The sequence below is a fragment of the Ruegeria sp. E8 genome (assembly GCF_056533985.1).
This window is the reverse complement of record NZ_JBQFOY010000014.1, coordinates 17389-36535: the sequence shown is the minus strand read 5'-3', so window position 1 is coordinate 36535 and position 19147 is coordinate 17389. Positions and strand designations below refer to the sequence as shown.

Genomic DNA, 19147 nt, shown 5'->3' with positions numbered 1-19147 from the left:
AATGAGCCAGATGACGAGCAGACGCGCTTTTCTGAGCGCGCGTATCCTGCGGGAAGATCGTGATGCGATCCGACCGCCTGGCGCAGCCGTGTCGGGCTTTGCAGATCTGTGCACCCGGTGCGAGGATTGCGCCAGCGCCTGCCCCGAAGAAATCGTCACATTCGACGACAGCGGTTTTCCCGTTTTGGACCTTTCCGCAGGCGGTTGCACAATGTGTGGCGACTGTGCGGAAGCCTGTCCAACTCCGGCGTTGCTGCCCGAGCGCGTAGAGGATTGGCCGTGGCGCGCCCGCATCGATGCTGCAAGCTGCCTGTCGATGAACGGGGTGAGCTGCCGCCTGTGTCAGGACAATTGCGAGCAGGATGCCATCCGTTTCCGCCTGCAACTGGGCGGGCGGGCAGAACCTGCGCTTGAAACTGAAACCTGCATCGGATGCGGCAGTTGTTCTGCTGCCTGCCCCGCCGGGGCCATCGCGATGCACCGCCCCACCCCACAACACCCGGAGGTGACCCAATGAATATCTGTGGCTGTCTCGTCCACATCGCCCCCGATCACACCGACGCCGCGCGTGCGGCGATGGCCGGCACCCAAGGCGTCGAGCTTCATGCCGAAGCCGAGGATGGCCGGTTTGTGGTGGTTGTCGAGGATACCGCCGACCGGCTGGCCTCGGAAACCATCATGGATCTGCACCAGATCCCCGGCGTGATCTCACTGTCACTGACTTATCACCATTTCGAAGATCCCGCGGAGGCTTCTCCGCGTCCTGATGCTCCAAGCCAACCGTCCAGCAGGAGGCCCATGCAATGACCATCTCTGAATCCCGTCGTACATTCCTGAAAGCGTCCGCAGCGGCAGCCACTGCCTCGGCTGCGGGCATTCCCATGGCCGCAGGTCAGGCCAATGCGCAGACCGATGCGCCCGATATCCGCTGGGATAAGGCCGCCTGCCGGTTCTGCGGTACAGGCTGTTCCGTTCTGGTCGGCACCAAAGATGGCCGCGTCGTGGCCACACAGGGCGACCCGGACGCGCCGGTGAACCGGGGCCTGAACTGCATCAAGGGCTATTTCCTGTCCAAGATCATGTATGGCAAGGACCGTCTAACCACACCCCTGCTGCGTAAGACCAATGGCGAATACGACAAGAACGGTGAGTTCGAGCCGGTCAGCTGGGACGAAGCCTTCGACGTCATGGCGGCCAAGTGGAAAGAGGCCCTGGCCAAGAAAGGCCCGACCAGCGTGGGCATGTTCGGTTCGGGCCAATGGACCGTCTGGGAAGGCTATGCGGCGTCAAAGCTGATGAAGGCGGGTTTCCGGTCGAACAATATCGACCCCAACGCGCGGCACTGCATGGCCTCGGCCGTTGTGGGTTTCATGCGCACCTTCGGCATCGATGAACCGATGGGCTGCTATGACGATCTGGAGCACGCGGATACCTTCGTGCTGTGGGGTTCGAACATGGCCGAGATGCACCCGATCCTGTGGTCGCGCCTGACGGATACGCGCCTGACCAAACCGGGCTGCGAGGTTCATGTGCTGTCCACTTTCGAACATCGATCATTCGAACTGGCGGACAACGGTATCGTGTTCGCGCCGCAAACCGATCTGGCGATCCTGAACTATATCGCCAATTACATCATCCAGAACGGCGCGGTGAACGAATACTTCGTGCGAAACCACGTCAATATCACCAAAACCGCAACGGATATCGGTTATGGCCTGCGCGAAACCAACGCGTTGCAGCAGGAAGCCGCAAACCCCAACTCGGGTAAGCTGGAATCCATCAGTTTCGAGGAATACGCAGAGGCGGTCGCGCCCTACACGCTGGAGTACACTTCCGAGCTGTCCGGTGTTCCCGCCGACAAGCTGGAGAAACTGGCGCAGCAATATGCAGACCCGACACGCAAGGTCATGAGCCTGTGGACCATGGGCTTCAACCAGCACACCCGCGGATCCTGGGTGAACTCACTGATGTACAACGTGCACCTGCTGGTGGGTAAGATCTCGGAACCCGGTAACTCGCCCTTCTCGCTGACCGGTCAGCCGTCGGCCTGTGGCACCGCGCGTGAGGTTGGCACCTTTGCCCACCGCCTGCCTGCCGACATGGTCGTCGCGAATGACGAGCACCGGAAGATTTGCGAGACCGCGTGGAACATCCCGGAAGGGACCATCCCGCCCAAGCCCGGTTTCCACGCCGTGCTGCAGCACCGCAAGCTTAAGGATGGCGAACTGAACGCCTATTGGGTGCAGTGCAACAACAACATGCAGGCCGCGCCCAACATCAACGAGGAAGGCTATCCCGGCTATCGCAATCCGGAAAACTTTATCACGGTGTCCGATCCCTATCCGACGGTAACTGCCGTGTCTGCCGACCTGATCCTGCCCACCGCAATGTGGGTCGAAAAGGAAGGCGCCTATGGTAACGCCGAACGCCGCACCCAATTCTGGCGTCAGCAGGTTCAGGCACCGGGCGAGGCGAAATCCGACCTGTGGCAACTGATGGAATTCTCGAAACGCTTCACAGTCGAAGAGGTCTGGGGAGAAGAGCTGCTGGCCAAGATGCCCGAGCATCGCGGCAAGACCATGTATGATGTGCTTTACGCCAACGGCAAGGTAGACCAGTTTCCGCTGTCCGAAACCGCCGAAGGGTTCCACAACGACGATGCCGAGCATTTCGGTTACTACGTGCAGAAAGGTCTGTTCGAGGAATATGCCGAGTTCGGGCGCGGCCACGCGCATGACCTTGCACCGTTCGACATGTACCATCAGGCGCGCGGCATGCGTTGGCCGGTCGTGGATGGCAAGGAAACGCTCTATCGTTTCCGCGAAGGCTATGATCCCTATGTGCCCGAAGGCGCGGATGTGAAGTTCTACGGTCACAAGGACGGCAAGGCCAAGATCATCTTTGCGCCTTATGAACCCGCCGCAGAAGAGCCGGATGAAGAATACGATCTGTGGCTGTCGACCGGTCGCGTGCTGGAGCACTGGCATTCGGGTTCGATGACCCGCCGGGTGCCGGAACTGCATCGTGCGTTCCCGTCGGCCGTCGTTTACATGCACCCGCAAGATGCCAAAGATCGCGGTTTGCGGCGCGGGCAGGAGATCGTGCTGTCCACCCGTCGCGGCGAAGTCACCAGCCGTGTCGAAACCCGCGGGCGGAACAAGGTGCCGCGCGGTCTGGTCTTCATGCCCTGGTTCGACGAGCATCAGCTGACCAACAAGCTGACGCTGGATGCAACCTGTCCGCTGTCGAAAGAGACCGATTACAAGAAATGCGCCTGCAAGGTCGAGCGCGCGTAACCGGCAAGGATCGCAAAGGTAGTCCCCATGTTGTCCCTTGTCGACAAACCCCTTTCGCCGCAGCGGCGCCGGTTCCTGCAGGACTCGGCGCGGGCGGCGGGCGGTTGCGTGGTCGCCGGATCGTTTCTGGCCTGGTTGGCCCGCGACGCCCGCGCCCTGCCCGCCGAGGCTTTGCGCCCGCCCGGCGCATTGCCGGAAAAGGAGTTTCTGTCGGCCTGCATCCGCTGTGGTTTATGCGTGCGGGACTGCCCCTACGATACCTTGAAACTGGCCGAGCTTGGCTCGGACGCGGTGGCAACGGGAACGCCCTATTTCACCGCGCGGGATGTTCCTTGTGAAATGTGCGACGACATTCCTTGTGTCGCTGCATGTCCGACCGGGGCATTGGACCCGGGGCTGGACAATATCGACGATGCCGAGATGGGTGTCGCGGTCTTGGTGGATCAGGAGAACTGCCTGAACTTCCTCGGCCTGCGCTGCGATGTCTGTTACCGCGTCTGCCCCGTCATTGACGAGGCGATCACGCTGGAGACCGCGCATAACACCCGGTCGGGCCATCACGCGTTGTTCCTTCCGACCGTCCACGCCGATCGCTGCACCGGTTGCGGCGTGTGCGAGAAAAGCTGTGTTCTGCCCGAGGCGGCCATCAAGGTCCTGCCGACCCGGCTGGCGCGCGGCAGTTCTGCGGAACATTACCGAAAAGGCTGGGAAGAAAAGGCTGCCAAGGGCGCGCCTGTGGTCGAGGGGATCATTGATCTGCCTGACCGCCTGCCCGGACCCGGCACCGACAATCTGGTCGCTCCGGGCGGGTTTGCGCCTGGATATGATCTGCCGGGGGTCGGTCAATGAGCGCCCGTACTCATATGCCTGTGGGTCAGGAAGCCGTTGATAACAAGGGCTGGTTTGGCGCCCATCGCTATCTGCTGTTGCGCCGGTCCAGTCAGGTGTTCTTTCTGGTGCTGTTTCTGCTGGGCCCTTGGTTCGGCATCTGGATTGTCGAGGGCACTCTGGCGGGGTCGCTAACGCTGGGCGTATTGCCTTTGACTGACCCGTTTATCCTGTTTCAGAGCTTTGTCGCAGGCCATTGGCCCGAAATGACAGCGCTTATTGGTGGGGTGATCGTTTTGGTGGTCTATGCGCTGATCGGCGGGCGGGTCTATTGCTCGTGGGTTTGTCCAATCAACCCGGTGACGGATGCGGCCAACTGGCTGCACCGCAAGCTGGACTTGCCAAAAGGATGGCAACCCAAGCGCAGCACGCGCCTGTGGATTCTGGCAACTGTCCTGCTGGTCTCGGGCCTGAGCGGTGTAATCGCGTGGGAGCTGATCAATCCGATCACCATGCTGCATCGCGGGCTGATCTTCGGTATGGGCTTTGTCTGGACCATGATCGCGGCAATCTTCGTCTTTGACGTTTTCGTCTCGCGCCACGGGTGGTGTGGCCATCTGTGCCCGGTCGGAGCGTTCTATGGCCTGATCGGGTCTAAAAGCCTGCTGCGGGTCAGCGCCACCAATCGCGCCGCCTGTGACGACTGCATGGATTGCTATGCGGTCTGCCCGGAAAATCAGGTGATCTCACCGGCGCTGAAAGGCAAGCCGGGAAACACACCACTGATCCTGTCACCCGACTGCACGAATTGCGGGCGCTGCATCGATGTCTGCGCGGTCGACGTCTTTAACTTTACTCACCGGTTTGACGACCATGTCGTCCAACCTTCCGATCCAGTTGCCGCGCCTGAGCCGCGCGCTGCCAGACCTATCTAGGGGAGTGCCAAGATGAAAAAAACAATCGTTACAGGCGGAATTGCCCTTCTACCCGTAGTGTTGCTGAGCGGATGGGCCCTTGCCCAGTCTGCTCAGGTCGAAACCCTGCGGGGCGCTGACGTAGACGAGTTGATCCCGCTGGATCAGATACACAAGAATGTCGAAGGACGAATGCAGCGCAATTATCGCCAACAGCCGCCGCTGATCCCGCATTCGATCGAGCAATACCAGATCGATGTGCGCACCAATCAGTGCCTGTCCTGCCATGACTGGTCCAAGGCTGGTGAGCGGAACGCGCCGACCCTGTCGATGACCCACTATCTGGATCGCGAAGGCCGTGAATTGGATCGCATTGCCGGGACCCGGTATTTCTGCAACCAATGCCACGTTCCGCAGGCGGATGCACCGCCGCTGGTCGACAACGTGTTCCAGCCCTCCACCGGCAACTGATCCAACACAAGACTGAAAGGAGCAGCGACATGGCAGACTCCCCCGAAAAACGCGGCTTTCTGGGTCGCCTGTGGAACGCGATCTGGACACCGGCGGTGATGTTCAGTTCGGGTTTTCTGATCCTTGCCGGCTTTCTGGCCGGTATCCTGTTCTGGGGTGGATTTCACTGGACCCTGGAACTGACCAACACCGAAGAGTTTTGCGTCTCGTGCCACACGATGGAAACCAATCTGGGCGAGTATCGTGAGACGATCCACTACAACAACCACTCCGGTGTCCGCGCAATCTGTTCTGACTGTCACGTCCCGGATGAGTGGAACCACAAGATCAAAGCCAAGATCATGGCCGTCAAGGATGTGTACCACGAGCTGGCGGGCACCATCAGCACGCCCGAGAAATACGAGGACCACCGTCTGGCGATGGCCTCTGCCGTGTGGAAAAAGATGAAAGCGTCTGACAGCCGCGAATGCCGCAACTGTCACAACTTCGACTACATGGACTTCACCATTCAGGAAACCCGCGCCGCGTCGGAACACCAGCGCGCCATCGACACCGGTATGACCTGCATCGACTGCCATCAGGGCATCGCGCACAGCCTGCCGCCGAACTATCTGGAAGAATACGAGAAGGTGACTGCGGGACTGGAAGGTGAGGTTCTGCAGGAACACGCGTCCGCTGCGGGGGATGATATCCGTGACTTCCTGAACAACAGCTCGAATTGATGAGGGGACGGAAATGCTAGAGATACTCGGAACCATTGGCGGCAACATCCTGAGCCTGCCCGGCATACTTGGGCTGGCCCTTGGCATGATGACCCGCAAACTGTGGCTGGGCGCGGCTCTGGGCGGTGCTGTCGGGGTTTTTGAGACGCTGGTTTTTGCTGGCTTCCGGTTCGCGCATGTGGAACCGCTTGAGCTGATGATCGCCATTGTGGTCGGCGTTTGTGCGGGCAGTCTGGGCACGGCCATCCGCCTTAAGGGTGCAACAGCCTGAAAACCGGCTGGCGGCTTTCAAGCTTAGTCATCAATGGGTAAGAACGATAAGGGGCCCGGATACGGGCCCTTTTTTCGCGGTACATTTGAGAGACGTGGCGTTGCTGGCCTTTGCTGATGCCATGCCCTGTCTACTGCTATGGCGATGTACGCTTTTAACGTTTTATCTTAGGCACCCGCGCCGCAGAGGCCAGCGCTATTTGCCAACGATTTCGATTGTGTAATCCCTCCGTGCCGCTGCGGGAGGCGGGGGAAAGGGGGCGGCTGTTCTGACTTGGGCCAAGGCCACCTGATCCAACCGCTTTGACCCGGAACTGCGTGCTACGCGGAGCGCTACCAGTTCTCCCTGATCCCCGATACGCAGGGAAATTAGAGATTTTCCGCGAATGTTGACGCTCTTGCGGCGCGCACGGGCGATCTTTCGTTTGACCAGCCCGGCATAGTTGCTGGCAGCGGCGCTTCCCTGCCCTTTGGTGGATCGTGTGGATTTCTTGGCTCCAGTTGCTCCGTCGGACTTCGTGCCGTCCGTCGAGCCTTTCTTCACCGTTTTCTGCGCGTTACCGGCCTTTGAAGGCGCTTGGTTATTCTTTTGCCGCCCGTCTTTGGTGTCGGTTTTGGCGGTGTCTTCCGGGCGCAACGCGGAAGACGGTTGGGTGTTCGGTTTCTGGACCTCGTGCGATGGACTGGTCTGCGCCGAGGGTAGAGCTTTGGACTGGTTCTGGGTTTGCGCAGGTCGGACCGCAGATTGCGTCTGCGGATTTGGAGCCGTGCTGGCGCTGACCGGGGTTGGCGGCACGGCCCGTTGTCGTTCGGATGCCGCAACAGCTGCTTTGCTTCCGGCCACATAATCCTTGAACGACGACCCAAGCGCGGCTGTCTTTGCTTCTCCGCCCCCTTCAATGCTGATCGTGTTTGCGGTCGGGGTCTCGTAAAGCGCCAGCCCGTGCGCCGAGGCCGCCAACAGAATGGCCATTGCGGCGGCCAAAGGGGATCGGGGGATCATTGCAGACCCCTTTCGGTGACGACAAAGACGCTTTTTGCACCCAGCTCGCGCAACGCGTCGCTGACCTGTTTCAGCCGGAGCGCGGGGGTTGATCGGTCGGGAACGATCCGCACCGTATCGATCGGCAGGTCGATTGAGGCGCGTTCCACATAGGCTTCGGCGCTGGTCAACTCGACGCCGCGATATTCCAATGTGCCGTCTGCAAGGATGACTAGCGCGTCCGGGGGTTCGCGCCCGTCAAGATCCCGAGTTTCGACCAGTTTCACGGCGTCGCTGAGCGGTGGGGCCAGGGTTCCGGCGATCATGAAGAAAACCAGCATCAGAAACACAACGTTGATCAGCGCGATCGTCGGCTCGCGGGTGGTTCTGGATTTTGGGCGCAGTGAAATCATCCGATGACCTGCGTGTTTAGCCGCTCAACCGCATGCAGGATGATGAGCAGGTCGATGAGTTGCTGTGACGAGGCATTCGGGCCAAGGCTGATCAATGCGGTTTCTTCCGACTTTCCTTCGAACAAGGGCGCTACGTCGTCCAAGGAAACGGGTGCCCCGTCGATCAGCAGACGATCCCGTTCGAGTTTCACAAACCGGATCGTCTGATCCGAGTTTGAACTTCCGCCAGCGGCCGCTGTGGCGAGTTCGATCTCGCCGAATTTTGAGAAGGTCGAGGTGAGCATGAAAAACAGTAACAGCAGAAAGATCACGTCGATCAGAGAGGTCATCGACAGTCGGCGGCGTCGCTTGTTGCGGGTTTCAACTGGCATGATCTCAGGCAGCGGCGGGCAAAGTACCAGACGCGGTGTCTGCCGCATGGCCCGGTGCGAACATTGTACGTAGAGCCCGGTTGGTAAAGATCCGCTCGCGCGTCATTCGGGCCTCGAACCACGTCAGGATCAGCGAGGTCGGCATGGCCACGGCCAGCCCCGCTGCCGTTGTCATCAGCGCCACCCAGATACCTCCGGCCAGCAAAGACGGATCAACAGATCCTTCGGCGTTCTGAAGTGTCTGAAAGGCGTCGATCATGCCCAGAACCGTCCCGAACAAGCCCAGCAACGGTGCGATCTGAGACACAATGTCGAGGACATTCAATCCCCGTTCCAGTTGCGCAAAACGGGCTTCGGCCTCGGCGTCAGTGCGGTCGGATAATGTGCCGTCCTGCCCTGCCATCGCCATGGCAATGACCGGAGCCAGATAGCTGCGACTTTTACCCAAGTAGGCCTGGGTTGCCGGGATGTCTCGTCGGTCCCAGGCTTCGACGGCGTTGGAAAGCTCGACATGACGGCCAACGCCCGCGGCCTTGTATTGCCAGAGCTTGTAGAGAACCAGCGAGAGGGTCGCGACAGAGGTCAGGATCAGAATGGCGACAACCGGGCCGCCAAGCTCTACAAGCGCCATCAGTTTCTGTTGTATCTGGTCCATCGCTTTATCCAATCAATTCGATTTTCAATCGGGATTTCAGACGAAGGCCCGAAGTGCAGGCATCGGCCGGACCTTCCTGAATCGAGCAGGTTTGCGCCCCATTGATCAGAACGCCGCTGATCTGGTCGCAGGCCATGTCAGCGAACTGAAACTGCCGCACCCGTGGACGGCCTGATGGCAGGTCTTGAAAGTCCAGTAAGGTCAGCAGGGCAACGCCGCCGTCTGCATCGAACAAAACTGTTTCATAAACGGCGGCGCTGATGTCGTTTGGATGCGCATTTTCGATCACGAAACTCAGCAAGCAACTTTGGCCGTCCGATTGCGCAGCACTCAGTTCGATGGATACGGCACCGTCTTGCGCCTGGGCCGCCCCTGCTCCCGGAATTGAGAGCAGGGACAGCAGGACCGCGCCGACCGTTTTTGTTTGTTTTTGCATAGCGGGTCCTTTCCTTGGATCAGAAGGTTTTGGCCAGTGTCAGCTTGAAGTTCCGGCCCGGAGAGTTTCGGGTCGAAAGGTTCGGCAGATAGGCTTTGTCAAAGATGTTCTCGATACCTGCGCGGACCTCGAAGCCCTGGAAGGCGCCCTCTTGCGGCAGATAGGTCGCGCGCAGGTTGTTCACGCCGTAGCCACCAACATGATTGCCGCGCGAGTCTGTGCCGGATCTGGCACCGAACAGTTCCCAACTGACATCCAGTGTCTGGCCAAAGCGCTTACCAACCGTCACACGGGCCGAGTCCGTCGGTTCGTTACGCCAAGGCGATTCTACACCTCTGGAATTGGTTTCGGTGGCGCTGACGGCGTTGGCGTTGAAGTCGACGTAGAAACCCGAGGCGCTTGCATAAGACGCTTCAAGCTCGACACCGCGTGTTTCCACTTTTGCCAAGGGTCGGGACGGGCGACCCGAACCGTAGGAGGTGACGTCCCACAGGTCGGTATTGTACAAGTTGACCTTGGCCCGAATGACATCGCCGTTGGCAAACACGTCACCCCGGTTATACGAGAAGCCCGCTTCCCATGTGCGCGCTTTCTCGGGTTGGGTCTGGAAGGCCGGCGTACCCAGATCGTCAATGATCGGAAGGTTCTCGGTGTACGCGCCGCTGCCAAACACAGCAAATCCGTTGGAGAATTCATAGCGGGCAGACAGACCGCCCATCAGCGCGTTGTTGTCATAACTTGCGTTGCGCGGAGCCGGTGCATTGCTGTCGCCTTTGAGATCCTGTGTTTCAAACCGGATCGCTGGCGTCAGTGTCAGACCGTCGCCGATCTGAATGTCGTCGACCGCGAACAAGGCGATCCGCTTATCCGTACCACCCGGGGCAGACGGGGCGTCCAGCCGGTCGCGATTGATAAACTCGATCCCGGTTCGAAGATCGTGCGAGGCAACGCCGGTCTGGAAGTAAGACGTGTTCTTTATCGTCAGTTTGGTTGTTTCATAATTGTGCGTGGCGTCCGCCAGCGCCCTGATACGGGGGAAGAAACGCGAACCTTCAAGGCGCGACGAGCCGGGGACGTAACTGCTTTTGATGGATTGTTCCGAATAGCTCAGGTTGACATCCAGATCGACCAGATCGTTGCCGGCTGGACGGTATTGGTATCGCAGGACGGCAATCCGTGTGTCGACGTCGCGGTCGACATTGCCGAAGGAATTTGCAGTGGTACCGAAGGAGTCATAGGGCACATCGCGTTCTTCTGAAGTGGACTGGTTCCACGACGCGGTGATCGAATGTTCCAGATTTTGACCGAAGCTGTATTTTCCCTTGGCCAAAAGCGAAGGCAGGGTAAAGGCGCTGTTGCCGATGGTCGCGCCGGCACCGTCTTTCTGATCGTCCTGATCGCGATAGGTGTAGTTGAACAGAAACTCGGTTTGCTCGTTCGGCTGCCACGCCAGGATCGAGGATGAGGCAAACCCGTTTCCGTTGGAATAACCTTCCAGCGTCTGGCGGAACCGGAAGCCCGGCTCGCCGCCGGTGAAGTCCGACGCGTCCTTGGTTTCCAGCCGGACCACGCCGCCGACAACACCCGAGCCGTATTCGAACGATCCGACCGTGCCACGAAGGACCGAGACGCTTTTGTAAAGCTGGGGGTCGGTGAAAAGCTGGTTGCCGATACGATACAGTTCTTCCGCGCCGGTTGTGGCGCCGTCAATCAGGATCAGGACCTTCTGGTCGGTTCCGTAGGTACCATTGGCCCCGAAACCCCGGATGTTGATGCCCGACCCTTGCGGTGTCGAACCGTTGACCAGTGTCACGCCGGGCACCGTGTCGATCAGCTCGGCCACAGTATTGGCCTGCCTGTCGTTAATCTCTTCCTGATCGATATTGGTGATTGGAACGGCGGTTCCGGTTTGGATCTCTCGCTTGCTTTCACCCAGTTCAAGTGTGCCGAGAAAGCCGTCTTGCTGTTCCTGCGCCGAAGCACCCGAGGCGATCAGGCTCAGGCATGAAGCCGTGCCCAACAGCGCAATCTTTTGAATTCGCGTCCGCATTTCTGTCCCTTTGATACGGTTTTGAGGACCGGAAATGCTTGCGCGCTGCTGGCGGTGGTCTGTCTTTGTTTGTTGTTTTTTGGAATCGCCGATTTCAGCGACTTGTGCTCGTTAATAAAGCTTACTAAAACAGTCAACATATTTTAACGATCGTCAAAACGATCACAGCCAGCAGGTTGACGACTGTGTCAGAGACCGGGCCAGCGCCTCCAGAAAACCACTCGAAGACGGAAAAACCGATGATGGAACAGGTGCTTACGGCCCCCGCAGACATTCGTGCATCTTATGCCCAGAACCCGGGCAAGCGAGATCGCGATCTCGCAGAATCGCTGGGCCTGACGGAAGGTCAGCTTGTTGCGGCCTTTTCGGGCATGAACGTGACGCGGCTGGCAACTGATATGGATCAGCTGTTTACGCGGCTTGCCGGGCTGGGCGAGGTCATGGCCCTGACGCGCAACCCGTCCTGCGTAATTGAAAAGGTCGGTCAGTATGACAATTATCATTCCGGCGCGCACGCCGCGATGGTGCTGACCGAGGACATCGATCTTCGCATGTTCCCAAGCCACTGGACGCATATCTTTGCCGTTGAGCGTGAGACAGACACGGGAACACGGCGATCCCTTCAAGTATTCGATGCGGCCGGGGATGCGGTACACAAGATTTTTCTGCGCGAGAACTCTGACCTGTCGTATTGGCGTGAACTGGTGCGGGAACTGGCGTCGGAAGATCAGTCGCAAGTTCTGGAAGTCGAGCCGCGCAAACCGGTAGAAACCCCCAAGGCCAACCCCGAAAAGGCCGATATCCTTCGCGCCGAGTGGGCCAAGATGACGGATACGCATCAGTTTTTGCGCCTCACCTCAAAGCTCAAGATGAACCGGCTTGGGGCCTATCGCATCGCGGGTGAACCCCTAGTTCGTGCTTTGCGGCCGGACGTGGTGCCGGGGATGTTCGAGCAGGTGCGCGATCAAGGGCTGGAGGTTATGGTCTTTGTCGGTAACCGGGGGTGCATCGAAATCCACGGGGGGTCGGTGCGTGTGCTCAAGCAAATGGGGCCGTGGTTCAATGTGCTGGACCCGCGTTTCAACCTGCACCTGCGGACCGATCATATCGCCGAAGTCTGGGCGGTGAACAAACCTACGCAACGTGGTCCCGCAGTTTCAGTCGAGGCCTTCGACGTCGAGGGCGCGCTGATCTTCCAGATCTTTGGTCGACGCGTGGGTGAAACGGACCACCGCCCGGCCTGGGACAAGCTGGTGGCCGGTCTGGCAAGCCTCTCGCACGCCGAGGTGGTGTGATGAGATCGCTTCTGATTGCTTGCAGTGCGCTGTTTCTGGGAACGGCTGCGATGGCAGACCCGCAGCGCGTCATCTCGATCGGCAGTTCGCTGACCGAGATTGTCTATGCTCTGGGACAACAGGACCGGCTGGTCGGTCGTGACAGGACCTCCACCTATCCGTCAGAGGCGGCGGCGTTGCCCGATATCGGGTATCGCCGCGCCCTGTCGCCCGAAGGTGTCCTGTCTGTTGAACCGGACCTGATTCTGGCGTTGGAAGGGTCCGGCCCGCCGGACGCCATTGCCGTTCTGAAGCAAGCGGGTGTGGCGTACATTGCTGTCCCGGATGAGTTCTCGGAGGGCGGGATACTTGAGAAAATCCGGGCTGTCGGAGAAGCACTGGGCGTTCCGGAAAAGGCAGAAGACCTTGCGGAACAGACAAAGCTTCAACTGGAGCAAGCTCGGGAAGCCGCGATTGACGCCGCCGGGGCGGACCCGGCACGGGTCTTGTTCGTACTTTCGGTGCAAGACGGTCAGATCATTGTCGGAGGGGCCGAAACGCAAGCAGACAGTATCATTCGTCTGGCCGGCGCTGTGAACGCCGCAGAGGATGTTGCGGGGTTCAAACCGATAACGCCCGAAGCCTTGGTCACAACCGCACCGGATGTGATTCTGATGATGGACAGGCGGGGTGATCACGTCATCACCGATGAGGATTTGTTTGCGTTGCCATCGATCAGGTTGACGCCTGCGGGCCGGAACAAGCGGCTGATCCGGATGTCAGGTTCCTATCTGCTGGGGTTTGGGCCACGCACGGCCAGCGCCATTTCTGATCTTTCCCTTGCGCTACAGGCCGATGGCTCGTGACACTTACCCTGGAGTATGACGGCCTGAAACATGGCCCTCGGGAGCGCCGGGCTGCGGCCCGACGTGTCACAATGGCTCTGCTTGTTCTGCTCGGCGTGACCAGTGTGGTCAGTGTATCCATCGGAGCGTCGCAGGCCTCGCTGACCGTGGCGCTGTATGATCTGTTCACCGGGCAGGAAATGTCCGGGCTGAATCGCATCGTTCTGTGGGACATTCGCCTGCCCCGGCTGGCGATGGGTGTTCTTGTCGGCGCGGCGCTGGCGGTTTCGGGAGTGGTCATGCAGGGGCTGTTTCGCAATCCACTGGCCGATCCGGGCATAGTGGGCGTCAGCGCGGGCGCAGGGCTTGGTGCCATTGTCGCCATCGTGCTGGGCAGTTACCTGCCCGCCTCTCTTCTGGTTTGGACCGGAAGCGGGCTGGTTGCGATTGCGGCATTTCTGGGTGGCTGGGCGTCGGTCCTGATCCTGTACCGCGTGTCGACCCGACAAGGGCAGACATCGGTCGCCACGATGTTGCTGGCCGGGATTGCGCTGGGGGCTTTGTCCGGCGCTGTATCAGGTGTGCTGGTCTACATGGCAGATGACCAGCAATTGCGGGATCTGACCTTTTGGGGCATGGGATCTTTGGCGGGTGCAACCTGGATCAAGGTTTCCAGTGCAGCGCCTGTCATCCTGATCGCCCTGACCGCCGCGCTGTTTCTGGCCCGGTCGCTGAATGGTCTGGCGATGGGCGAAGCCGTGGCGCATCACATGGGGATACCCGTGCAACGCAGCAAGAACATTGCCATTCTGGCTGTCGCCGGAGCAACGGGGGCCGCCGTGGCGGTATCTGGAGGAATCGGTTTCATCGGCATCGTGGTGCCGCATCTGTTGCGATTGGCCACCGGGCCGGATCATCACCGGTTGCTGATCAATGCCGCTTTGCTTGGGGGCATTCTGCTTTTGTGTGCGGACATGATTGCCCGCGTCGTCGTGGCGCCTGCCGAGTTGCCCATCGGCATCGTCACCGCAATTCTGGGTGCACCGGTCTTTTTGTGGATTCTGCTGCGCCGCCACGGAACTATGGGAATGTAAGTTATGAATGGTCAGAATATTTGCGTTAGCCTGGGCGGCAAACAGATCCTGCACGGTATTGATTTTCAGGCCGAACCCGGGCAGGTCACGGCAATCATCGGCCCCAACGGGTCGGGCAAATCGACCCTGTTGAAAGCGATGGCTGGCGAATTCGGGACAACAGGAACGGTGTCGCTCAATGGCCAGAATATCGCGGATTTGCGACCCTGGGAACTGGCTGCGATGCGCGGGGTTTTGCCCCAGTCTTCGACTGTCGCATTCCCCTTCCGTGTGCTCGAGATCGTTCGGCTGGGTCTTTCTGGAGGGCTGGCCGCTGCGGATGATCGCTTGCCGACACAGGCCCTTGAATATGTTGATCTGGCGGGGTTTGAGAACCGGCCCTATCAGAATCTGTCAGGGGGCGAGCAGCAAAGGGTGCAACTGGCCCGTGTTCTGACTCAGGTGTGGGAGGCCACGAACAGCGATCAGCCGAAATGGTTGTTGCTGGATGAACCGGTGGCGAGCCTGGACATAGCACATCAGTTCACGGTTCTGGGAATCGCCCGCGATTTCGCCGCACGAGGTGGGGGCGTCATCGTCGTGATGCATGATCTGAACCTGACTGCGATGTTCGCCGATCAGGTCTATGTCCTGTCGCAGGGGCGTGTTTGGGGCGCAGGGCCGCCCTCTGCGATCCTGAACGACGACACGATGCAACAGGTCTATGGCATCCGGTTGCCGATCAATACGCTTCCGGGTTCTCAGGTTCCGTTTATCCTTCCGCAATCCGTTTCACAGCCGTTTTGAGCGCATCGTCCGGTTGACCATATCTTCACGCGGAAACGCGGGGTGGTTGGCGCGGGGCGCATTGCCAGACGGACGCAAACGCTTTGCCATCTGTCACGTTCGGCGTGCAGGTCATTACGGTTTTGTCGTGGGAACGCGACGACATGAATGCTCCCCTTGGTTTGGCAGATCTCCAAGGGGAGTTTTGTCTGATTCAGTATTTGCAGGACCCTCTTCAACCTGACGTTGCGTCAGGATTACAACGCTCGTATCGAGATTTCGAACCCGAATCCGCTTTGCGCGGGAAAACAAATCGAATTCGGAAGCCAATGATCTGGCTGGGAAAAAACGTGTCGGCGCGACAATTCTGACGTATTTCCGTCAATATATGTAACAAGTTAACTATACCGAACAATCGTTGTGCGGATTCGACATAAAATCCTCTCAACATTTGGATTAAACATATACAGTATGTACTAAGGGGAAAAACTGGGGGACAGATATGGGCGGAGTCGCAGAACAATGACGCGAGTCCTGGAAACTTCATCACGCGTATCAAAAGTCCTTCAACTGGCCGAACTGGAAGACCATGCCACCTTGTTTCAGCAAGAGGGTGTGGACGACGATATTCTGGACGAGTTGACGGACCCGGAACTGCGCGATCTGGGATTGACGGTCGGCGAGAGAAAAAAATTTCGCAAAGCGCAGGCCAAACTGAAATCACAAGAGGCTTCGCCTCGGTACGAAGTCCGCTCGAAGGCCGAGCGTCGGCAGCTTACCCTGGTTTTCTGCGATCTTGTCGGATCGACACAGCTGGCGCAGCGGTACGATCCGGAAGATCTGATGCAGATCATGAACCTGTATCTGGATACGGCGATCGGCACCCTGAAACAGCACGGATGCCATCTGGCCTATCGTCAGGGCGACGGCCTCATGATGTATTTCGGCTACCCGAAGGCGATGGAAGATGATGCCGAACGCGCCGTGCGGGCGGTTCTGGAAACCATTGAAGCGGTCCAGAATCTTGAGAACGAGTTCGGGGAAAAGCTTGACCTGCGGGCGGGAATCGCAACTGGCATGGTTGTTGTTGGCGTTGTTTCTTCACAAAGCCTCGGGTCCGAGGAATTTCTGGTTGGTGAAACCGCCAACCTTGCGTCTCGTCTTCAGGGGCTGGCCGAACCGGGTGAGGTGATCATTTCATCCGAGACCTGGCAACTGACTAAAGGTGCGTTCAAATTTGAACCCCGCGGTAGCCGTGACCTGAAAGGTTTTGACAATCAGCGCACAGTGTACCGAGTGGTGTCGGAAATCATATCCACCAGCCGGTTTGATGCGCGGGTGGGCCGTTCCGCGGTCGATCTTGTCTCGCGACACGATAATCTTTCGACCCTGACCCGGCTTTGGGAAGACGTGCAAAAGGGTTCAGGCAGGCTGGCACTGGTCAGTGGCGCTGCGGGTATCGGCAAGTCGAGACTGATCAAATCCCTGTCCGAAGCGATTGACGTCAAACCTTTTACTTTGCAGTGTATCCCGCACCTGAGCAGCCTGCCTCTGCACCCGGTTGTTGGAGAGTTGAGGCGCGTTTCAGGGGATAAATCGGACGACAGCATCAGGGCTGCCATCTCCGGCTTTGTGCAAACGGCTTCGCGCCTGAGTGAAGCGGATTTGCCGGTTCTTCTTGATCTCGCCGGTGTTGAGGCTGGAACTCCGGCAGAGTCGGACCCGTTGAAGAAAGCTCGCAATTCGCTGGACGTGTTGTTGCGCAGCCTCAGAAGCATATGCGACCGGCGTGGCACATTGTTGTTGGTGGTGGAAGACGTTCATTGGGCAGATGCAACCACGTTGGACGTCTTGGATGCCTTGGCCTCGGCTCTGAGTGATTTTCCGATACTCGTCGTTCTGTCGCATCGACCCGAATATGAACCGCCAGACCATTACGAGAGCCAAGCGGCGCGTATCGAACTGACTCCGCTTGGCAGTGCAGAAGCGTCCGAACTGGTCCGGCGCGTGGCCGAGCCCTACAGCTTGCCCGTCTTCCTGATCAGGCAGATTGTCGAAAAGGCGGATGGTGTGCCGCTTTTCATCGAGGAAATGACAAAGGCGGTTTTGGACCAGCTGCCCCAGGACGCACCGATCAATGCCAAGGTGCTGGATACGCTGAGCGTGCCGGCGACCCTTCAGGACTCGCTGATGTCGCGTCTTGACCGGATGGAAAACGCCAAACCAATTGCCCAGCTCGGGTCCGTGATCGGGCGGAGTTTCACGTCTCAGATGATCCATGCGGTGGCGCAGGACGACATGGACGTGGACAGCGCCCTGATGCAGCTTATGGCTGCGGGTGTTGTGCTGATTACCAACGATTCAGGATTGGCAACCTATACGTTCAACCACGCGCTGGTTCAGGACACGGCCTACAACTCGTTGCTGCGGGAAGACCGACAGAAGGTGCATCTGAAAATCGCCCAAGCTTTGCTGACCGGTCACAACGCGTTTAGCAGTCCGGCCCCTGATACGGTCGCGCATCACTGCGATCTTGGCGGCTTGAAGGATGAGGCGGTGGCCAATTGGGTCACAGCAGGTGAGCTGGCCTTGTCCCGACTGGCAAACCTGCCCGCGATTTCAGCCTTCCGGGCCGCGCTTCGCAACATCGGAACCATGGAGGACAATGCGGAACGGGACGGTTTCGAGCTTCGGGTTCAGATGAACATCCTGCCTGCCTACATGGCGATTTACGGATGGTCGGCGGATCAGGTCGGCGAAACGGCTGCACGGGCGATGGAACTGGCCCAATCCTTGGGCGACGGAGAGACCCTGTTTGCCGCAACCTTCTGCCGCTGGACCAACTTCTTTGTTGGCGGTCAGATGAACCGGGCGATGGAAATGGGGCAAGCCCTGGAAATGATGGCGGGCATGTCCCCTGACCCAGTGCCCAATGTCCTTGCGGCGCGTGCCCTGAGCTTTACCCATTACTTCCGCGGAGAGTTTGCGGAATGCGAGCAGCAGCTAGAGCGCGCATTTGCCCTGATTTCGCCGGAACTGGACATGGCCATGATGCCTATGACCCAGTCTTCAACGACCGCATCCTTGCTGGCCATTCAGGGATGCCTGCTATGGCAGCAAGGGAAATTCGAAAAAGCCGAAGCCGCGCGTCTGGAATCCATTGAAGTCAGCAAGGCGCTGAACCATGCACCTAACCTTGTCTATATCATGGGGGCCTGCTGCATGTTCCTGCCCTATGCGGGCGAATGGGACCGGCTGGACGTGACAATGAAGGAAGCCCGGAAAATCGCGGACGAGGAAGGGTTTCTATACCTTCACGCCATGCAGGACATCTATATGGGTCTTGCACGGGCGGGAAAAGGCGACATCGCAGATGTTCCAGAGCGCATCGAAGCCTGCATGAATCTGATTTCCAAGTCTGGCGGAAACTTTACTTTTCCGCAGAATCAGATTGTTTTGTCTGAGCTAATGATAGATCAGGGTGACATTGATCAGGCTTTGGACCGGCTCGAAACCGTTTGTACGCCCGGCTGGGAACGAGGAGAGACGCTGAACAAGCCAGAATATCACCGTGTACGGGCCAAGGCGTTTGCGGCAAAGGGGGATTTGGACGCTGCTATTTCCGAAGCGAAACAGGCTCTTGAGCTCGCCCTCCGATGTGGTGGTGTTGTTCTGGAGCAGCGGGCAAACGATCTGCTGGGCAGATTGAACGAAACAAAATGAACGAGATTGACTGCCCCGCCGAAGTGGGCAGCAACACC

At 58.9% G+C, this 19147-nt stretch carries 19 protein-coding genes; 13 read left to right on the top strand and 6 right to left on the bottom strand.

Annotated elements, in window-relative coordinates; translation table 11 throughout:
- Positions 1 to 10 precede the first annotated feature (10 nt).
- From napF to ACR0LF_RS16745, 8 genes are read left to right on the top strand one after another with little or no spacing between them, the layout of a single operon-like run.
- Positions 11 to 517 (top strand): ferredoxin-type protein NapF, encoded by a 507-nt coding sequence (gene napF, locus ACR0LF_RS16780; RefSeq protein WP_480577141.1) that lies wholly within the window; start codon positions 11 to 13, stop codon positions 515 to 517.
- Positions 514 to 807 (top strand): chaperone NapD, encoded by a 294-nt coding sequence (locus ACR0LF_RS16775; protein ID WP_480577144.1) that lies wholly within the window; start codon positions 514 to 516, stop codon positions 805 to 807. Before napF ends, ACR0LF_RS16775 begins: the two co-directional genes overlap by 4 nt.
- Complete coding sequence (napA, locus tag ACR0LF_RS16770) at positions 804 to 3296, top strand: nitrate reductase catalytic subunit NapA (protein ID WP_480577147.1); 2493 nt, start codon at positions 804 to 806, stop codon at positions 3294 to 3296. The genes ACR0LF_RS16775 and napA overlap by 4 nt, the downstream gene beginning before the upstream one ends.
- Before the next feature lie 27 nt (positions 3297 to 3323).
- The gene (gene napG, locus ACR0LF_RS16765; protein ID WP_480577149.1) at positions 3324 to 4145 is read left to right on the top strand and encodes a ferredoxin-type protein NapG; all 822 of its coding nucleotides are present in this window, start codon (positions 3324 to 3326) and stop codon (positions 4143 to 4145) included.
- Complete coding sequence (gene napH / locus ACR0LF_RS16760; RefSeq protein WP_480577152.1) at positions 4142 to 5059, top strand: quinol dehydrogenase ferredoxin subunit NapH; 918 nt, start codon at positions 4142 to 4144, stop codon at positions 5057 to 5059. The genes napG and napH overlap by 4 nt, the downstream gene beginning before the upstream one ends.
- 12 nt (positions 5060 to 5071) lie before the next feature.
- Entirely contained in the window at positions 5072 to 5509 is a 438-nt protein-coding gene (locus ACR0LF_RS16755) for a nitrate reductase cytochrome c-type subunit (RefSeq protein ID WP_480577155.1), read from the top strand.
- Positions 5510 to 5538: 29 nt separating this feature from the next.
- Positions 5539 to 6231 carry a NapC/NirT family cytochrome c gene (locus ACR0LF_RS16750; RefSeq protein WP_480577159.1) on the top strand — a complete coding sequence of 231 codons (693 nt, stop codon included), beginning with the start codon at positions 5539 to 5541 and terminating at the stop codon, positions 6229 to 6231.
- 13 nt (positions 6232 to 6244) lie between these two features.
- Complete coding sequence (locus ACR0LF_RS16745; RefSeq protein ID WP_480577162.1) at positions 6245 to 6502, top strand: hypothetical protein; 258 nt, start codon at positions 6245 to 6247, stop codon at positions 6500 to 6502.
- Between the two features lie 195 nt (positions 6503 to 6697).
- Here the strand turns inward: ACR0LF_RS16745 and ACR0LF_RS16740 are convergent, their stop codons facing one another.
- Genes ACR0LF_RS16740 through ACR0LF_RS16715 form a run of 6 tightly spaced genes read right to left on the bottom strand, consistent with a single transcriptional unit; the run spans position 6698 to position 11408 of the window.
- A complete protein-coding gene (locus ACR0LF_RS16740; protein WP_480577165.1) occupies positions 6698 to 7504 on the bottom strand; it encodes an energy transducer TonB in 807 nt (268 codons plus the stop codon).
- Positions 7501 to 7896 (bottom strand): ExbD/TolR family protein, encoded by a 396-nt coding sequence (locus ACR0LF_RS16735; RefSeq protein WP_480577169.1) that lies wholly within the window; start codon positions 7894 to 7896, stop codon positions 7501 to 7503. The genes ACR0LF_RS16740 and ACR0LF_RS16735 overlap by 4 nt, the downstream gene beginning before the upstream one ends.
- Positions 7893 to 8315 carry a biopolymer transporter ExbD gene (locus ACR0LF_RS16730; RefSeq protein ID WP_480856436.1) on the bottom strand — a complete coding sequence of 141 codons (423 nt, stop codon included), beginning with the start codon at positions 8313 to 8315 and terminating at the stop codon, positions 7893 to 7895. The genes ACR0LF_RS16735 and ACR0LF_RS16730 overlap by 4 nt, the downstream gene beginning before the upstream one ends.
- A complete protein-coding gene (locus tag ACR0LF_RS16725; protein WP_480577175.1) occupies positions 8272 to 8922 on the bottom strand; it encodes a MotA/TolQ/ExbB proton channel family protein in 651 nt (216 codons plus the stop codon). Before ACR0LF_RS16725 ends, ACR0LF_RS16730 begins: the two co-directional genes overlap by 44 nt.
- A 4-nt stretch (positions 8923 to 8926) precedes the next feature.
- Entirely contained in the window at positions 8927 to 9358 is a 432-nt protein-coding gene (locus ACR0LF_RS16720; protein WP_480577178.1) for a hypothetical protein, read from the bottom strand.
- Between the two features lie 19 nt (positions 9359 to 9377).
- Entirely contained in the window at positions 9378 to 11408 is a 2031-nt protein-coding gene (locus ACR0LF_RS16715) for a TonB-dependent receptor domain-containing protein (RefSeq protein ID WP_480577181.1), read from the bottom strand.
- Positions 11409 to 11647: 239 nt separating this feature from the next.
- Here ACR0LF_RS16715 and ACR0LF_RS16710 point away from each other — a divergent pair, with 239 nt between their 5' ends.
- The 5 genes from ACR0LF_RS16710 to ACR0LF_RS16690 all read left to right on the top strand — a co-directional run bounded on the left by ACR0LF_RS16710 (position 11648) and on the right by ACR0LF_RS16690 (position 19109).
- A complete protein-coding gene (locus tag ACR0LF_RS16710) occupies positions 11648 to 12703 on the top strand; it encodes a hemin-degrading factor (protein ID WP_480577184.1) in 1056 nt (351 codons plus the stop codon).
- A complete protein-coding gene (locus ACR0LF_RS16705) occupies positions 12703 to 13548 on the top strand; it encodes a heme/hemin ABC transporter substrate-binding protein (RefSeq protein WP_480577187.1) in 846 nt (281 codons plus the stop codon). The genes ACR0LF_RS16710 and ACR0LF_RS16705 overlap by 1 nt, the downstream gene beginning before the upstream one ends.
- The gene (locus tag ACR0LF_RS16700; RefSeq protein ID WP_480577190.1) at positions 13545 to 14621 is read left to right on the top strand and encodes a FecCD family ABC transporter permease; all 1077 of its coding nucleotides are present in this window, start codon (positions 13545 to 13547) and stop codon (positions 14619 to 14621) included. The genes ACR0LF_RS16705 and ACR0LF_RS16700 overlap by 4 nt, the downstream gene beginning before the upstream one ends.
- A 3-nt stretch (positions 14622 to 14624) precedes the next feature.
- Positions 14625 to 15407: a heme ABC transporter ATP-binding protein gene (locus ACR0LF_RS16695; RefSeq protein ID WP_480577193.1), complete on the top strand. Its 783-nt coding sequence runs from the start codon at positions 14625 to 14627 to the stop codon at positions 15405 to 15407.
- 501 nt (positions 15408 to 15908) lie between these two features.
- On the top strand, positions 15909 to 19109 hold the full coding sequence (locus ACR0LF_RS16690; protein WP_480577196.1) for an adenylate/guanylate cyclase domain-containing protein: 3201 nt from the start codon (positions 15909 to 15911) through the stop codon (positions 19107 to 19109).
- The last annotated feature ends 38 nt before the right edge of the window (positions 19110 to 19147 follow it).

Excerpts from the sequence above, each read along its gene's own strand:
- napF (WP_480577141.1), top strand. The coding sequence starts at position 11 with ATGACGAGCAGACGCGCTTTTCTGAGCGCGCGTATCCTGCGGGAAGAT.
- ACR0LF_RS16775 (WP_480577144.1), top strand. The coding sequence starts at position 514 with ATGAATATCTGTGGCTGTCTCGTCCACATCGCCCCCGATCACACCGAC.
- napA (WP_480577147.1), top strand. The coding sequence starts at position 804 with ATGACCATCTCTGAATCCCGTCGTACATTCCTGAAAGCGTCCGCAGCG.
- napG (WP_480577149.1), top strand. The coding sequence starts at position 3,324 with ATGTTGTCCCTTGTCGACAAACCCCTTTCGCCGCAGCGGCGCCGGTTC.
- napH (WP_480577152.1), top strand. The coding sequence starts at position 4,142 with ATGAGCGCCCGTACTCATATGCCTGTGGGTCAGGAAGCCGTTGATAAC.
- ACR0LF_RS16755 (WP_480577155.1), top strand. The coding sequence starts at position 5,072 with ATGAAAAAAACAATCGTTACAGGCGGAATTGCCCTTCTACCCGTAGTG.
- ACR0LF_RS16750 (WP_480577159.1), top strand. The coding sequence starts at position 5,539 with ATGGCAGACTCCCCCGAAAAACGCGGCTTTCTGGGTCGCCTGTGGAAC.
- ACR0LF_RS16745 (WP_480577162.1), top strand. The coding sequence starts at position 6,245 with ATGCTAGAGATACTCGGAACCATTGGCGGCAACATCCTGAGCCTGCCC.
- ACR0LF_RS16740 (WP_480577165.1), bottom strand. The coding sequence starts at position 7,504 with ATGATCCCCCGATCCCCTTTGGCCGCCGCAATGGCCATTCTGTTGGCG.
- ACR0LF_RS16735 (WP_480577169.1), bottom strand. The coding sequence starts at position 7,896 with ATGATTTCACTGCGCCCAAAATCCAGAACCACCCGCGAGCCGACGATC.
- ACR0LF_RS16730 (WP_480856436.1), bottom strand. The coding sequence starts at position 8,315 with ATGCGGCAGACACCGCGTCTGGTACTTTGCCCGCCGCTGCCTGAGATC.
- ACR0LF_RS16725 (WP_480577175.1), bottom strand. The coding sequence starts at position 8,922 with ATGGACCAGATACAACAGAAACTGATGGCGCTTGTAGAGCTTGGCGGC.
- ACR0LF_RS16720 (WP_480577178.1), bottom strand. The coding sequence starts at position 9,358 with ATGCAAAAACAAACAAAAACGGTCGGCGCGGTCCTGCTGTCCCTGCTC.
- ACR0LF_RS16715 (WP_480577181.1), bottom strand. The coding sequence starts at position 11,408 with ATGCGGACGCGAATTCAAAAGATTGCGCTGTTGGGCACGGCTTCATGC.
- ACR0LF_RS16710 (WP_480577184.1), top strand. The coding sequence starts at position 11,648 with ATGATGGAACAGGTGCTTACGGCCCCCGCAGACATTCGTGCATCTTAT.
- ACR0LF_RS16705 (WP_480577187.1), top strand. The coding sequence starts at position 12,703 with ATGAGATCGCTTCTGATTGCTTGCAGTGCGCTGTTTCTGGGAACGGCT.
- ACR0LF_RS16695 (WP_480577193.1), top strand. The coding sequence starts at position 14,625 with ATGAATGGTCAGAATATTTGCGTTAGCCTGGGCGGCAAACAGATCCTG.
- ACR0LF_RS16690 (WP_480577196.1), top strand. The coding sequence starts at position 15,909 with ATGACGCGAGTCCTGGAAACTTCATCACGCGTATCAAAAGTCCTTCAA.